Source organism: Paenibacillus sp. FSL H3-0286, assembly GCF_045040705.1.
Lineage (GTDB): Bacteria > Bacillota > Bacilli > Paenibacillales > Paenibacillaceae > Paenibacillus_AQ > Paenibacillus_AQ odorifer.
This window is the reverse complement of the sequence record NZ_CP150285.1, coordinates 6,789,018-6,804,010: the sequence shown is the minus strand read 5'-3', so window position 1 is coordinate 6,804,010 and position 14,993 is coordinate 6,789,018. Positions and strand designations below refer to the sequence as shown.

Annotated in this window: 12 protein-coding genes; 8 read left to right on the top strand and 4 right to left on the bottom strand. The window is 45.8% G+C overall.

Annotated elements, in window-relative coordinates:
• Nucleotides 1-12 precede the first annotated feature (12 nt).
• From MHB37_RS30310 to pgmB, 3 genes are read left to right on the top strand one after another with little or no spacing between them, the layout of a single operon-like run.
• Nucleotides 13-1,131, top strand: a complete 1,119-nt coding sequence (locus tag MHB37_RS30310) for a carbohydrate ABC transporter permease (protein ID WP_232061475.1) — start codon at nucleotides 13-15, stop codon at nucleotides 1,129-1,131.
• Nucleotides 1,131-2,222: a carbohydrate ABC transporter permease gene (locus MHB37_RS30305; protein ID WP_076124061.1), complete on the top strand. Its 1,092-nt coding sequence runs from the start codon at nucleotides 1,131-1,133 to the stop codon at nucleotides 2,220-2,222. The genes MHB37_RS30310 and MHB37_RS30305 overlap by 1 nt, the downstream gene beginning before the upstream one ends.
• Nucleotides 2,223-2,268: 46 nt before the next feature.
• A complete protein-coding gene (gene pgmB, locus MHB37_RS30300) occupies nucleotides 2,269-5,274 on the top strand; it encodes a beta-phosphoglucomutase (protein ID WP_405168804.1) in 3,006 nt (1,001 codons plus the stop codon).
• A gap of 51 nt (nucleotides 5,275-5,325) precedes the next feature.
• On the opposite strand, the gene MHB37_RS30295 is transcribed toward pgmB, so the two are convergent.
• Genes MHB37_RS30295 through MHB37_RS30285 form a run of 3 tightly spaced genes read right to left on the bottom strand, consistent with a single transcriptional unit; the run spans nucleotide 5,326 to nucleotide 8,678 of the window.
• Nucleotides 5,326-6,717 carry an aldehyde dehydrogenase gene (locus MHB37_RS30295; protein WP_339188871.1) on the bottom strand — a complete coding sequence of 464 codons (1,392 nt, stop codon included), beginning with the start codon at nucleotides 6,715-6,717 and terminating at the stop codon, nucleotides 5,326-5,328.
• Nucleotides 6,718-6,759: 42 nt separating this feature from the next.
• Nucleotides 6,760-7,734, bottom strand: a complete 975-nt coding sequence (locus MHB37_RS30290) for an aldo/keto reductase (protein ID WP_339188869.1) — start codon at nucleotides 7,732-7,734, stop codon at nucleotides 6,760-6,762.
• A gap of 35 nt (nucleotides 7,735-7,769) precedes the next feature.
• Nucleotides 7,770-8,678: a LysR family transcriptional regulator gene (locus tag MHB37_RS30285; RefSeq protein ID WP_305953676.1), complete on the bottom strand. Its 909-nt coding sequence runs from the start codon at nucleotides 8,676-8,678 to the stop codon at nucleotides 7,770-7,772.
• A 61-nt stretch (nucleotides 8,679-8,739) separates the two neighbouring features.
• Between MHB37_RS30285 and MHB37_RS30280 the strand changes: the two genes are divergently transcribed.
• Nucleotides 8,740-9,630: a DMT family transporter gene (locus tag MHB37_RS30280; protein ID WP_076305815.1), complete on the top strand. Its 891-nt coding sequence runs from the start codon at nucleotides 8,740-8,742 to the stop codon at nucleotides 9,628-9,630.
• Nucleotides 9,631-9,716: 86 nt separating this feature from the next.
• Here the strand turns inward: MHB37_RS30280 and MHB37_RS30275 are convergent, their stop codons facing one another.
• On the bottom strand, nucleotides 9,717-10,817 hold the full coding sequence (locus MHB37_RS30275) for an FUSC family protein (protein ID WP_339188866.1): 1,101 nt from the start codon (nucleotides 10,815-10,817) through the stop codon (nucleotides 9,717-9,719).
• Nucleotides 10,818-11,126: 309 nt separating this feature from the next.
• Between MHB37_RS30275 and MHB37_RS30270 the strand changes: the two genes are divergently transcribed.
• Genes MHB37_RS30270 through MHB37_RS30255 form a run of 4 tightly spaced genes read left to right on the top strand, consistent with a single transcriptional unit; the run spans nucleotide 11,127 to nucleotide 14,931 of the window.
• Complete coding sequence (locus MHB37_RS30270) at nucleotides 11,127-12,236, top strand: ABC transporter ATP-binding protein (protein WP_036682445.1); 1,110 nt, start codon at nucleotides 11,127-11,129, stop codon at nucleotides 12,234-12,236.
• Nucleotides 12,226-13,038 (top strand): ABC transporter permease, encoded by an 813-nt coding sequence (locus MHB37_RS30265; protein ID WP_036682096.1) that lies wholly within the window; start codon nucleotides 12,226-12,228, stop codon nucleotides 13,036-13,038. The genes MHB37_RS30270 and MHB37_RS30265 overlap by 11 nt, the downstream gene beginning before the upstream one ends.
• A complete protein-coding gene (locus MHB37_RS30260; RefSeq protein ID WP_076099717.1) occupies nucleotides 13,028-13,861 on the top strand; it encodes an ABC transporter permease in 834 nt (277 codons plus the stop codon). Before MHB37_RS30265 ends, MHB37_RS30260 begins: the two co-directional genes overlap by 11 nt.
• The gene (locus tag MHB37_RS30255; RefSeq protein ID WP_076181956.1) at nucleotides 13,858-14,931 is read left to right on the top strand and encodes a PotD/PotF family extracellular solute-binding protein; all 1,074 of its coding nucleotides are present in this window, start codon (nucleotides 13,858-13,860) and stop codon (nucleotides 14,929-14,931) included. The genes MHB37_RS30260 and MHB37_RS30255 overlap by 4 nt, the downstream gene beginning before the upstream one ends.
• The last annotated feature ends 62 nt before the right edge of the window (nucleotides 14,932-14,993 follow it).

Sequence of the window (14,993 nt, the reverse complement as noted above, 5' to 3'; positions counted from 1 at the left end):
GCTGGAGCTAATATGGGTGCACAATCACAGCCACAGCCACAAATGCCAACACAACCACAAGCTAGGCCAACCGTCAGCCTGAAGGCGGTAATGCTGTCCCTAGTTGTGTTATTAGCGAATATTGTTGTTAACGGCGCAATCTTTTTATTCTTCCGGGATTCCACATTAAATCCGCTGCTAACAGCGGTTCTGGCTGTCCTCTGGGGAGTTCTAGGTGTTTATCTGATTTACTATACGCTGACGTGGGCGGTTGAGCAGTACCCGGATCATATCCGGCGTAAGGTGCTGCCTTATATCTTTATTGGTCCGGCAGTGATTATTCTGGGCTGGTTACTGGTCCTGCCTGCACTGCGAACATTATATTTGAGCTTTTTTAATGCTTCTTCAGAAAAATTTGTGGGTCTGAGCAATTATGCAGCGATCTTTAGCGATCATCTGATGGCAACGGCATTGCGTAACAATTTACTTTGGGTATTCGTTGGCACGCTTGCTTGTGTAGCATTCGGGCTCTTAATTGCTATTCTTGCCGATCGCAGCAGCTATGAGAAAATCGCCAAATCGATCATCTTTATGCCGATGGCTATTTCCTTTGTAGCGGCAGGAGTCATTTGGAAATTCGTTTATTACTATCAACCGGGTGACGAACAAATCGGGCTGTTGAACGCAATCGTTACTTATTTTGGGGGAGAACCCCAAGCCTGGACGAGTATGCTTCAGCCGTGGAATAACTTTTTCCTCATTATTATTTTGATCTGGATGCAGACGGGATTTGCAATGGTGATTTTCTCGGCAGCAATCAAAGGGGTTCCTGACGACATTTTGGAAGCTGCACGAGTGGATGGAGCAAATGAGGTGAAGATTTTCTTTGGAATCATGATTCCATATATTTCATCAACCATTCTGACAGTGACAACGACCATTATCGTCTTTACGTTGAAAATATTTGACGTCGTCATGGTGATGACAGGAGGTCAATACGATACAGAGGTTGTTGCTACACAGTTCTACCGGCAATTCTTTATGTACCGTAATTTCGGCTACGGCTCCACGCTGGCTATTGTTCTACTGATCGCGGTGCTGCCTGTAATCATAATCAATCTACGTCAGTTCCGTAAGCAGGGGGGATTCTAATGGCTGGCAAAAAGAAGAGAAAAGGCAGCAAAACGGTTGTAAATATCGTGTTGGGTGTGATCTGTTTTATTTGGCTGCTTCCGACTCTTGGGCTATTTATTTCCTCCTTCCGTCCGGCTGCTGACATTCTGCAGACCGGATGGTGGAAAGCTTTTCCTCATCAGGAGTGGAAGGCTGGAGAGACGATTCAGCTATCCAAGGATGTGGATCTTCGGGAGCCAATTGAGGTGAACGGTAAAACTTATACAGATGATGAGCTGAAGGCTGGCGTGAAGGCAGATGGCAGCCGGCTTATGTGGGAGAATCGTAGAGCGCGTACCGTAAATGAACAGATACAAGGTTGGAAGATGACACCGGATCTCACGCTGGATAACTATAATAATGTGCTTTCCGGTAAGGAATACAAGCTGAAACAGGCTGATGGTAGTGAAACGGTGCAAAAAGGCTCCGGATTGTCACAGGCCTTCTGGAATACGCTAACGATTGCTGTTCCAGCAACAGTTATTCCGGTGCTGATCGCTTCTTTTGCTGCATATGCTTTTGCCTGGCTGCGGTTTCCTGGGCGCAGAATCCTTTTTGTAATCATTATTGCAATGCTCGTCATTCCGATACAGGTTGCGCTTATTCCAGTGCTTAAGGATTATACCGCACTTGGGCTAAACGGAAGTTATCTGGGAATTTGGCTGGCGCATACGGCTTTTGGATTACCGCTGGTTACGTACTTTATGTACAACTTTATCAGTCAATTGCCGAAGGATTTGTTCGAATCGGCTTTCATGGATGGGGCAAGTCATTTCACTATATTCAGTAGGCTAATTCTGCCTCTATCAGTGCCAGCACTGGCTTCTATCGGGATATTCCAATTCCTGTGGGTGTGGAATGACTATTTAGTCTCATTGATTTTTATCGGCAATCAACCGTCTGTGCAAGTCATGTCGATGAAAATTGCCGATTTAGTAGGCTCACGAGGCAACGATTGGCATTTACTTACTTCGGCTGCATTTATCTCTATGCTGATGCCGCTCGCTATTTTTTTCCTGCTGCAAAAGTATTTCGTCAGAGGGCTTATGGGTGGGTCGGTGAAAGGTTAATGATTTAGAACCCGAATGAAACTGTGATCAGGGGGAGCTTAGAGAGATGAAGATGAAACCATACGTACATCCGGCGGCGGTATATCCTTACCGGGAGTGGAGTCTTGATGAGGAAGCTTATAGTGAAGAGAACAATCAAAGAAGCGAGAGTATTTTTGCTCTTGGCAATGGATATATTGGTATGCGCGGTAATTTCGAAGAAGGTTACCACGGCAGCTCAGGCTCGTCTGTAACAGGCAATTATTTGAATGGTTTTTTTGATTCGGAGCCCATTGTATATCCAGAAGGAGCGTACGGATATCCATCCCGCAATCAAGCGATGCTGAACGTAACAGATGCCAAGATTATTGAACTGAATATTGAAGGGCAGACCTTTCAGTTAAACAGTGGGCAAGTGCATCATTATGAACGAAAGCTGGATATGCGAAGCGGGGTTCTGCATCGGCAGGTAGATTGGGAATCTCCAGCTGGTCACCGGGTACAGCTTCATATCCGGCGGATGGTGACTTTGCAGCACAAACATCTGGCGGCGATAGATTATGAGGTTAAAGCGCTGAATTTCAGCGGAGTGCTTACCTTCACTTCATCCATCGACGGCAAGATCCAAAAACCTAAGGTAACGGATGATCCCAGATTGGGCTCGGGAGGCAAGGAGCCCAGTCTGCTCCTGGAGGATACCGGTCATGAACCGGGACAGTCCTTCTTATGGATGAAGCAGAGGACGCGGCATACCCAGTTTGCCTTATTAACAGGGGTAAGTCATAAGCTCGATTCAAGATCTGAGGATAAAAGGACCGTGCAGCATGAGGGGCAGAAATTATCCATGCAGTTTGTCGTCCCGGTGGAGCGTGGGGAAAGCGTCTCACTAACCAAATATATCTCTTACCATACCTCTAAAGATTATCCAGAAGACGAACTACTTAGTAGAAGTACTGAAATATTACACTTAGCAGACCATAGCGGGTTTGAAGCGCTTGCCCAGGAACAGCAGGCTTATCTGGATCGATACTGGGCACATACGGATGTGGAGATTCATGGTGATCTTGCGCTTCAGCAGGGCATTCGCTTTAATGCTTTTCAACTGCTTCAATCCGTAGGCCGTGATGGGGTTACGAATATTGGAGCCAAGGGATTAACGGGTGAAGGATACGAAGGGCACTATTTCTGGGATACCGAGATGTATATGCTGCCCTTCTTTACGTTCACACAGCCGGAGATTAGCCGAAAGCTGCTCGAATTTCGTTATGCCACGTTAGACAAAGCAAGGGAGCGTGCAGCGGTAATGTCGCAGAAGGGAGCCTTGTTCCCTTGGCGGACTATAGACGGGGCAGAGAACTCTGCGTATTTCCCGGCAGGCACGGCGCAAATGCATATTAATGCGGATATTGCGTATGCCATCAAGCAGTATGTACTGGCTACCGGAGATTATGATTTTTTGGTTACGAAGGGAGCGGAAATTTTATTCGAAACTTCCCGCTTTTGGTTGGACTTGGGGTACTTTAATCCGGCTAGGGGCGGTGTCTTTTGTATTGATGCAGTAACCGGTCCTGATGAATATACAGCTATCGTCAACAATAATGCATACACCAACTTTATGGTACAGGATCAGCTTTATTATGCACACGAGATGGCAGGGATATTGTCTAAGCAGTATCCTGAGCATTTTGAACGCCTGAAGCAAAAAATCGGTCTGACTGAGCATGAGATATTAGTGTGGCTGGAAGCGGCGGACAAAATGTTTATCCCCTTTGATGAGGGACTTGGCATTTATGCTCAAGACGACACGTTTCTCTCCAAGAAAAAATGGGATTTCGAGCATACACCAGCTGACAAATATCCGCTGCTGCTCAACTACCATCCGCTGGTAATTTACCGTCATCAGGTGTTGAAACAGGCGGACTTGGTAATGGCGATGTTTCTACTGGGTGACCAATTCAGCTTGGCGGATAAGATCCGGAATTATAATTATTATGAGCCGCTGACGACGCATGATTCTTCATTGTCACCGTGTATTCACAGTATAATCTCTGCTGAGATTGGTGATTTGACGGGAGCCTATTCCTATTTTGACCGCACGGTACGGATGGACTTGGATGATATCAACCGCAACGTAAAGGATGGACTGCACACTGCTGCTATGGCAGGCTCCTGGCTGTCGATTGTGAATGGTTTTGGTGGCATGCGCTTATGCGGCGGGATGTTATCATTTAATCCTAGTGTGCCAGCGCAGTGGGAGAGCTATCGGTTTAAAATAACATGCTCTGGACAGCTATTGGATATTTTTGTGAGTGATACAGAAGTGATCTATACGCTGCTGGAGGGCGAAGAGCTTGAGATTATGCATAAGGGAAACCTTATACAGTTGTCTGCACAGAAGCCGCTGAGGCTTTCGAATGTGAAGCAGCTTGAAGCTGTTATTTTCGAGCTGGACGGGATAATTACTGACACTGGAGAGTATCATTATGAGGCTTGGAAGGATCTGGCGGATGAACTTGCGCTTTCTTTTGATCGAGAGAAGCATAAGAGTCTTAAGGGCCTAAGTCGAATGGAATCTTTAGAAGTCATTCTGGAGAGTAGTGGACTGAATTTGCCGCAACCGGTAAAGGGAATGCTCTGCAACAAAAAGAACGAGAAGTATAGACAGCTGGTTCAGCAAATGACGCCTGCTGAGCTGTATCCGGGTATCCACAGCGTGTTGTCCGATTTGCAGCAAAGAGGGATTGCTATCGGACTGGCTTCAGTGAATGAGAATGCGCTGCTGATTCTCGAACGCTTGCAGATCGGGCATTGGTTTCAGGCGGTGGCTGACCCTGGCAACTTGCGTAGAAGCAAGCCAGATCCAGAGATTCACTTGCAGGTTGCGGAGATGCTGGGCATATCCCCAGACTGCTGTGTGGCGATTGAGGATACCGAGGAAGGAATAGCCGCAATTAATGCTGCTGGTATGAGGTCAGTGGGAGCTGGAGTGGCGCTCGTAACCGGGACCGCGGATCTATGTCTGGCTTCCACAGCAGAGATAAGTGTTGAGAAATTGTTAGAGCTGTTTGCGTAGTTACCCTGATAAGCAGCAAACCTCCCGATCATGGGAGGTTTGCTGCTTTGTTTATTTCATTACTTTTCGAACCAGCTTCACTTTATTGCCATAAGGAGGATACACGATTCCGAGGTCGATCCGTGTGCCTCGCTTGACGATGCTTTTATGATGGGAGAAGACCTCAAAGCTATACTTCCCGTGATAACCCCCGATTCCAGAGTTTCCTACTCCACCAAACGGAAGATAAGTGCTCGCCACATGTGAGATCGTATCATTGATACACCCTCCCCCGAATGAGACCCGGGACAGCACCTCTTGTTCTACACTCTTATCCTCCGTAAATAGGTATAGTGCCAGTGGCTTTGGATGTTCATTAATACTCTGAATGGCCTCATCCAATTGATGATATTCCAATATTGGGAGGATCGGACCGAAGATCTCATCTTCCATAGCAGCATCCGTCCAAGTGGCAGGATAGATTAAAGTAGGCTCAATATAACGTTCTTCTGGCACGATGGTGCCGCCCATAATCACCTTGCTCTGATCTCGCGCAATTAGGTCAGCAAGTCTTTGCAGCTGGCGATCATTCACGATCCGGCCATAATCTGTATTAGGCTGTGCATCCTGACCGTAGAACTCAGTGACGTGATGTTTGAGTTTGGTGATCAATTCTTTGGCAATATCCTTGTGGACCCATAGATAATCCGGTGCGATACAGGTTTGGCCCGCGTTCAGCAGCTTGCCCCAGACAATCCGTTTCGCTGCAACATCAAGATTAGCGGTCTTATCAACAATAACCGGGCTTTTCCCGCCAAGCTCCAAGGTTACAGGCACTAAATTTTTCGCTGCCGCTTCCATAACGATTTTGCCGACAGGCACACTGCCTGTAAAAAATATATAATCAAACTTCGCGTGGATCAGTAAATTAGTGGTCTCTTTTTCCCCTTGAATTACGCGGATATACTGCGGCTCGAAGGTCTCCTGAATAAGCTGTTCAACCACGGACGAGATGGCAGGTGTGCTCTCAGATGGCTTGAGGACAGCGCAGTTACCAGCGGCAATGGCGCCGATCAGGGGCTCAATCAGCAACTGAAATGGATAATTAAACGGGCCAATAATGAGCGTTGTGCCGTAAGGCTCACTTAAAATATAACTTTTTGCAGGAAATAAGTGCAGCGGGGATCGAACCTTTTTAGGCTTCGCCCAACGCTTAAGATGTTTCATCATGTAGCCGATACTGTCCAGCGTAAAGCCGATTTCTGTGGCATAGGCTTCGAACTCACCTTTTCCTAAATCCTGTTGTAGTGCGGTGATGATACGTCCTTCGTATTGTTTAATAATATTTTTAAGTTTTCGCAGCTGCTGGAGACGAAAAGAAACCTCCTTAGTTACGCCGCTATTAAAAAAATCCTTATGCTCTTCAAGCATTCCTTGAATGCTGTCAGCTGTATAGGTTGTCATTAATCTTTCCTCCATCCTTGTAAGAAGTTAAAGCATACTACTCTATGGGAGCCGGTAAAAAGCGAACGGTTCGCCATAACGGAAGGAATCACTGGCTTCATCCAGCTTGGCCGAAGTTTCTTCATTAAGTACAAGCGAGGTACTAAGCAAATTTTGTTCCAGCTGTTCCACACGTGTAGCCCCGACAATAACCGTCGAGACGGCAGGCCGATTCATAAGCCAAGCTAAGGAGAGCGAGGTAGATGAGGTTTCCATTTCCTCAGCAATTTGGCTCACTTGGCTTCCGAGCTTGATCCGGTCAGCATCAAGGAATCTTTTGAAATTAGGATCGGTATCTGCTCTGGACCCCGATGGGGCTGAGTCGCTTGTATTATATTTGCCAGTGAGAATCCCGCCAGCTAGCGGAAAGTATGGAATGATCCCTACACCTTGATCCAGGCAGAGCGAAAGAAGCTCATTCTCCGGTGTCCGGTCTGCTAAGGAGTAGCTGCACTGAATTGAAATGTACTTGGTGAAGTTGCGTGTTTCACTAATCCCAATCGCCTTCATTAATTGCCATGCTGTATAGTTGGAGGCCCCGATATAACGGACTTTCCCCGAGGATACCATATCGTCCAAGGTTCGTAAGGTTTCTTCAAGCGGCGTATAGGGATCAAAGGTATGAATCTGGTATAGATCGATATAGTCCGTCTTAAGACGGCGAAGGCTATCTTCAAGCTCCTGCAGCAAATGGCGACGGGAGGAGCCGCTACCGTTAGGACCCTCATTTTTGACTAAACCTGCTTTAGTTGCGAGAACAGCCTCATGTCTCCTACCTTCCAAGGCCAGACCGATGATTCGCTCGGATTCCGAGCCAGCGTAAATATTAGCAGTGTCTATGAAATTAATTCCCTGATCAAGCGCAGCATGTACAATCTGAATGGAGGTCTCTTGATCCGCACGTTTGCCGAAAGCGTTCGTTCCCAGTCCTAATGCGGATACCTGTAATCCGCTATTTCCTAGTCTTTTAAAGTTCATCCTCAGCACTCCTTATCATCTATTAATTAATCCATTTATTTTTGAGTGAAAAGATCCAGCGCTGTCTCAATGAAGAGCTTTACAGCAATTGAAGTGTCGGCAAGCGAGCTGACCGCAATTTGGATATCTCTATAAGCATCCGGCTGCAGCTCACGGGTAACCACATTTGGAGGCAGAGATAACAAGGACAGTTCAGACATCACGCCGATCGCCAGTCCCTCCTGAACCATATTAAGAGCTGTTGCAAAGTTATTAACCACATATTTTACATTCAGATGGCTATTACTTCTGCGGAATAGCTCTACAACAGGCGGTTCATATCCTGCTTTGCAAATCAACATGGGCTCGTTCGCTAATTCCTGCACACATACAATGGATCGCTTTTGCAGGGGATGGTCATCTCTAAAAACGGCAAACAATTTCTCTCTATATAATGGAATGGTTTCGAATTCTGCACTGGGAGCGAGCAATAAGCCAACATCAATTTCTTTTGAATCCAGCCATTCTCTGACTTCAGCGATAGAACCCTCCTGTAAGCTAATCGTAATATTTGGATATCTTTTAGTAATAGAGCTAATAATCTTCGGTAGAAAATGAGCCGATGCCACAGGGAAAGCTCCAATGCGGATACTTCCTTTTTCAAGACCTCTCTCCGCGTAAATCTCCTGATTGACCTTATCAAAGCCCATTAGAATTTCACGGAAAATAACAAGAATACGTTTGCCGATATCCGTAAGCATCAGGCCATTACGCCGGTCTCGAAGCAAGAGCTTTACGTCTAATTCGGCTTCGAGGGACGAGATCGCCCGGCTGACCGCAGGCTGTGTCATATTCAGTTCTACACCAGCTTTAGTAAAGCTGCCGCTTTCGGCGATTTTGACGAATAAACGAATTTGAGTATTGTTCATAACAAATATGATATGCCCCTTATGATTATTATTCATTTCATTTATGCTCTTGTTTATTGTATCATTTGTGATGAATCTACACCAAGGAAGTGAACAAATGAATCAGCAGAAGAAAAGTATGATCCTTCTTATTTTTTTGGTGATTGTATGGGGCATTAATTGGCCTATATCCAAAATCGCCTTAGACTATGCTCCACCTCTATTATTTGCAGGTATTCGAACCGTCGTAGGCGGTATTATTCTGATTCTAATTGCATTGCCCAAGGTGAAGGAGCTTCGCTTCAAGCAGCTCTGGCCGATCTATCTGATCTCGGCGGTACTTAGTATTGTGTTCTATTATGGATTTCAGACGATTGGCTTGCAGTATGTTCCGGCGGGATTGTTCTCATCGATTGTATTTTTGCAGCCTGTATTGCTAGGTGTTTTTTCTTGGCTGTGGTTAGGTGAGAGCATGTACGGGCTTAAAATGGCTGGTTTGCTGCTTGGTTTTCTCGGGGTAGCCTCTCTTAGTATCGGCGGAATTAATGGGAGTATCTCCATATGGGGAATTGTGTTGGCTCTAGCCAGTGCCCTAAGCTGGGCATTAGGGACAATATATATGAAACGGAATGCTGTACGTGTGGATATGCTGTGGATGACGGCTATGCAAATCACGATCGGTGGCATCATTCTGCTACTTTCGGGATCAGCTACGGAGAGATGGTCGGATATCACCTGGAGTGGAACCTTTATTGTGGATACCTTGTTTATCGCAATCTTTGTTATTGCTCTGGGCTGGCTAATTTATTTCAAGCTGATTAACGAAGGAGAAGCAGGAAAAGTAGGTTCATTCACCTTCTTGATTCCCCTGATCTCGATAGCAACCAGCGTAGTTTTTTTGAAAGAGCAGATTACCATAAACCTTGTGATCGGATTATTGCTGATTGTCAGCAGTATTGTACTGGTAAATGTGAAGATAGGGCGTGCTGCCAAACAATCAGTCAGTTAAATTTGTTGGATGGTTGTAGTAACCAATCGTGCTAAAGGGCATTATGTCTAATAGGGATTGAACATAAAAAAAGGACACTCCCAAGCTTAGAGCTTCTGGGAGTGTCCTTTTTTAATTAAGCGTATAGCGCGTGTGATTTCAGCTGTTGAAGGCCGAGCTGCAACTACGTAAGTAGCAGAACTAGCACGTTCCACTTCTTCGAGTACCCGGTTTAAGTGACTGAAGAGCGCTCCTAGATCACGAACAGATGACAGTGAGCACCGTCCTTGCAGTTCAGAGAAGCTGGCCGCCTGCAAGTCGCGGGCACGATGCAGACAATCTGTAAGTGAACGTTGGCATTCAGCCTTGGATAAGGTCTTGGTACCATAAACAGCTATACAATCGGCTGTTGCCTCCAGCACTTCCAGCATCCAGTCAGAATTGGCATGATGTGCTGGCAGCAAGCAAATATCGTCGGCAATTTCTTTAACATAGGAATGAATGGTCTTTAGATGTGCTGTGGCTTGTATAAGCCCCTTTAGATCACCACGACACTGATAGTGAGCAATGGTATAGAACATTTCCTTCTGTTGCTGATTGCTGGCAGACAGCAGTTTACCTGCTTGCTCCAGCATATTATTATCCTTTGATGAATCTCTTCTTATGCCTACGAGACCTTTTAAAGCATCCGAAAGTAGAAGGCTTCCATCGAGTGCCAATGCTTTTACCTTGACGAACCTGTTCGGTGGAACGATAATCATATTGATGATCAAGGCAATGAGCACACCAATAAAGGTTTCGGCGACTCTCCACAGCACGTAATCATTGTGATAAAAGGTAAGGGCCAGAACCGAGGTTACCCCCACCTGCGAAACCGCTTGGATATTCATCCGACAGGCTGTGGCAATTCCAATCCCGATGAGCAGAATTAGCAGAATGGAAAATGCACCTACATCGAAGAATTGGCCTACAATCAGGCTGACAATTCCGCCGATAATAATGCCGATCAGGCGGTAGATTCCTTTTTCAAGTGAAGCCTTCACACTGGCTTGAGTAATTAGAATGGCTGCAAGCGGTGCAAAGTATAAATATTGGTCACCATATAAACTGTGTACGGCTACCCAGGATAGTGATGCGGCAAGCGTAATTCGTATCATGTAAAGCGAGAATCCATATTTTTCAAGGCGGTCTAGTAACCCCTCGTTCATTATCATTCATCTTCTTTCGCAAAAATAAGAAAACCACACTGGCTTTTCAGTTCGTTTTCATTATAGCACCTCAAAAAGGGCAGGGAAGACTGGACTTTTTACAAACTTGTTAAGTTTATGCTTAGCATTTAACAATGTAAGCTATCGCATATAATGGTACAATCTAATATGCTATATCTATTGGGGCGTCGAAGAAGAGGGGAAATTGTCGCTTATTAGCGCTGAGCATACTCATTTCGATTGTTCTCCGCAAGATGCGGGTAAAATAGTATTGTATTACTAAGGTAAGGGAGGTTGTTAGCTATAGCTATTCAGGAAGGTACCATCATTTCATTTGAAGAAGTTACTAAGCAATATGACGACGAAGATCCGGTGTTAAAAGGAGTCAGCTTTGAGATAGAGCGCGGCAAATTCTATACACTACTTGGTCCATCTGGCTGTGGTAAAACGACTATTCTTCGATTGATCGCCGGGTTCGCTGAGCCAACGAGCGGTTCTATCTATTTAAATGGAAAAGTAATTAACCACATTCCCGCCAATGAGCGGCAGGTCAATACGGTATTTCAGGATTACGCATTGTTTCCACACCTGAACGTATTCGAGAATGTGGCTTTCGGACTGCGTATTAAGAAGCTTAAGAAGGACGTTATCACAAAGAAGGTACAGGAAGCGCTAAGCTTCGTTAACCTTGTGGGTTATGAGCAGCGTGCGATTAACGAAATGTCCGGCGGTCAGCGCCAGCGGGTTGCTATTGCCCGGGCGATTGTGAATGAGCCACAGGTTCTATTGCTGGACGAGCCTCTATCGGCGCTAGATCTCAAGCTGCGCACGGAGATGCAGTACATACTGCGGGAAATGCAGCAGCGGTTAGGCATTACCTTCATTTTTGTAACTCATGACCAGGAAGAGGCACTCGCGATGTCCGACTGGATTTTTGTCATGAATAAAGGAAAAATCGAGCAAAGCGGCACCCCTAACGATATTTATGATGAGCCGATTAACCGTTTTGTGGCGGATTTTATTGGCGAATCGAACATTGTGCCGGGAGTTATGATCGAGGATTATCTGGTGGAGTTTAACGGCCGCCGCTTCGAATGTTTCGATGCCGGGCTGAAACCGAATGAATCCGTAGAGATTGTTATTCGTCCTGAGGATTTGGAAATTTCTACGCTGGAACAGGGTAAACTACGTGTGCGGGTTGATTCCCAGCTGTTCCGGGGCGTGCATTATGAAATCAGCTGTTATGATGAATCCGGGCATGAATGGCTTGTACATTCTACACGTAAGGCGACTGTAGGCAGTGAAATTGGCCTTTATTTTGATCCGGAAGCGATTCATGTTATGCGTTTCGGTGAAACGGAGGAAGAATTCGACAGACGTCTGGAAGCTTATGGCGAGGTGGAGAGTCATGAAGAATAAGGGCAAATCGTACTATCTCATCCCTTATTACCTCTGGATCGCATTGTTTGTAATTGCACCGGTAGTGCTTGTCATCTATTATTCGTTATTTGATTTGGATGGCCATATTACTCTGGATAATTACGTCAGTTTCTTCACCCCTGTATATTTAAAAATGACGCTGACCTCGTTCTGGTACGCGTTTCTGATTACAGCATTCTCATTGCTGGTTGCCTATCCGGCGGCTTATCTGCTGACGAGAACCAAACATAAGCAGCTGTGGTTATTGCTGATTATTTTGCCGACATGGATTAATTTGCTGCTAAAAACCTACGCTTTTATAGGGATATTCGGTACATTTGGTCCGATCAATAATTTCTTTGATCTGCTTGGAATCGGAGAACAGCAAATTCTGTTTACGGGCTTCAGTTTTGTATTTGTATCTGTCTATATTTTTATTCCGTTTATGATCCTGCCGATATACAGCGCTTTGGAGGATTTGAATTTATCCTTGCTGGATGCGGCACGTGATTTAGGGGCTTCGGGCTGGACCACGTTTAGACGTGTTATTTTTCCGCTGACCATTTCGGGAGTACGCTCAGGCTGTATGGCAGTATTCATACCTGCGCTGTCCCTGTTTATGATCACCCGTCTGATTGCAGGCAACAGGGTCATTACGCTGGGCACCGCAATCGAGCAGCATTTCCTGGTCACTCAGGACTGGGGCATGGGTTCTACAGTTGCAGTGTTTCTGATTGCCATTATGGCGCTGTTTATGATTATCACAGGCGGATCGCGGAAAGGGGCGCGGAATGAGAAATAAAAATGGATTCTCTAACCTCTACCTAGTTCTGGTGTTCATTGTTCTGTATGCACCTATCTTCTATTTAATGTACTATTCGTTCAACAGTGGGGGGACGATGCATAAGTTCGAGGGCTTCACGCTGGATTACTACCGTGAGGTGGTCCAAGATAAGCGCCTGATCATCATCGTAATCAATACGCTTGTGATCGCGCTGCTATCCTCGGCTATTGCAACCCTTATCGCTATTATTGGTGCGCTGGCCATTAAAAGTGTGCAGAATCGCCGCGCCAAGAACACCTTGCTGTCTCTGAATAACGTGCTGATCGTCAGTCCAGATGTCATTATTGGTGCTTCGTTCCTTATCCTGTTCACCATTGCTGGCATCAAGCTGGGTTTCGCGTCTGTTCTGCTCTCACACGTTGCATTCAGCGTACCGATTGCCGTATTGATGATTTTGCCGCATCTACAGGAAATGAGCCCTACATTAACGGATGCAGCCCGTGATCTTGGGGCAAGCCGTAAGGATGTGCTGACTAAAGTAATTTTGCCGATTATTAAACCAGGGATATTCAGCGGATTTTTTATGGCGCTTACGTATTCACTGGATGACTTTGCGGTTACGTTCTTCGTAACAGGCAACGGTTATTCGACGTTATCGGTTGAGATATACTCTAGAGCCCGGCAAGGGGTGTCGCTATCGATTAATGCGCTGTCGACAATGATCTTCCTGTTCACCATTCTGCTTGTGGTTGGTTATTACTTCCTGACCCTTAAGAAAAATCGCCATAACACAGCAGAAGCTGTGGCGGAGCCTGTTGCAGAAGCGGGGGTGCCTAGATGAAACAGCTGATAAATGCTTTTCTGGCGATCCTTATCACGGCATTTGCGCTCATGTACTTGGGATCTTGGATGAATTCGAGAGAGGGATATTCGGGTGGAAACACACTGACTATCTATAACTGGGGCGACTATGTCGATCCGGATCTATTGAAGGAATTTGAAAAAGAGACCGGCTTAACAGTCATTTATCAAACCTTCGATTCCAATGAAGCTATGTTGACCAAGGTTGAGCAGGGCGGAACTACCTTTGATGTTGTAATCCCTTCGGATTATGCCATTGCTAAGATGAAAGAAGAAGATCTGCTCATCCCGCTGGATCATAGCAAGATTTCGAATCTAAAGAATATTGATTCACGCTTTATGGACCTCTCGTTTGATCCGGGTAACAAATATTCTGTACCTTATTTCTGGGGGACCGTCGGGATTATTTTCAATCCGGAAATGACCAAGGGCATGGACTTCACCAGCTGGGATTCTCTCTGGGACAGCAGACTGCATAATAACATCTTCCTGGTAGACGGAGCCCGTGAAGTGATGGGCATGGCCTTGAACAGCCTGCATTATTCCGTTAATGACAAGGATGAGGCACATCTGCAGGAAGCACTGACTAAGCTCAACAAGTTGTCTCCTAACGTGAAGGCGATTGTCGGTGATGAGATCAAGATGCTGCTGGCAAATGAAGAAGCTTCGGTTGGGATTGTCTGGTCCGGCGATGCTTCCGAGATCATGGACGAGAATGATAAGCTGGATTATGTAGTGCCGGAAGAAGGCTCGAACAAATGGTTTGATAACATGGTTATTCCTCGGACAGCGAAAAATGTGGATGGAGCGCATCAGTTCATCAACTTCATGCTCCGCCCAGACGTTGCTGCTAAGAATGCAGAATATGTAGGTTATTCCACGCCTAACATTCCTGCACTGGAGCTGCTTCCTGAGGAAACTTCTGAGGATACCCGTTTCTATCCACCAGCCGAAATTACGGACCGGCTTGAAGTATACGATAACCTTGGCAAACGGATGCTTGCTCATTATAATGAGCTGTTCCTAATGTTTAAGATGAATAAGAAGTAAGCTGACTAAAGCTAAAGCTAAAGCTAAAGCGAAACGACATTAAGAGCGTCTACATACGGGTA

Bases quoted from the DNA above. Each gene is read 5' to 3' on its own strand.
- MHB37_RS30310 (WP_232061475.1), top strand. From the start codon at position 13: ATGGGTGCACAATCACAGCCACAGCCACAAATGCCAACACAACCACAA.
- MHB37_RS30305 (WP_076124061.1), top strand. From the start codon at position 1,131: ATGGCTGGCAAAAAGAAGAGAAAAGGCAGCAAAACGGTTGTAAATATC.
- pgmB (WP_405168804.1), top strand. From the start codon at position 2,269: ATGAAGATGAAACCATACGTACATCCGGCGGCGGTATATCCTTACCGG.
- MHB37_RS30295 (WP_339188871.1), bottom strand. From the start codon at position 6,717: ATGACAACCTATACAGCTGACAGCATTCAAGGAATGCTTGAAGAGCAT.
- MHB37_RS30290 (WP_339188869.1), bottom strand. From the start codon at position 7,734: ATGAACTTTAAAAGACTAGGAAATAGCGGATTACAGGTATCCGCATTA.
- MHB37_RS30285 (WP_305953676.1), bottom strand. From the start codon at position 8,678: ATGAATAATAATCATAAGGGGCATATCATATTTGTTATGAACAATACT.
- MHB37_RS30280 (WP_076305815.1), top strand. From the start codon at position 8,740: ATGAATCAGCAGAAGAAAAGTATGATCCTTCTTATTTTTTTGGTGATT.
- MHB37_RS30275 (WP_339188866.1), bottom strand. From the start codon at position 10,817: ATGAACGAGGGGTTACTAGACCGCCTTGAAAAATATGGATTCTCGCTT.
- MHB37_RS30265 (WP_036682096.1), top strand. From the start codon at position 12,226: ATGAAGAATAAGGGCAAATCGTACTATCTCATCCCTTATTACCTCTGG.
- MHB37_RS30260 (WP_076099717.1), top strand. From the start codon at position 13,028: ATGAGAAATAAAAATGGATTCTCTAACCTCTACCTAGTTCTGGTGTTC.
- MHB37_RS30255 (WP_076181956.1), top strand. From the start codon at position 13,858: ATGAAACAGCTGATAAATGCTTTTCTGGCGATCCTTATCACGGCATTT.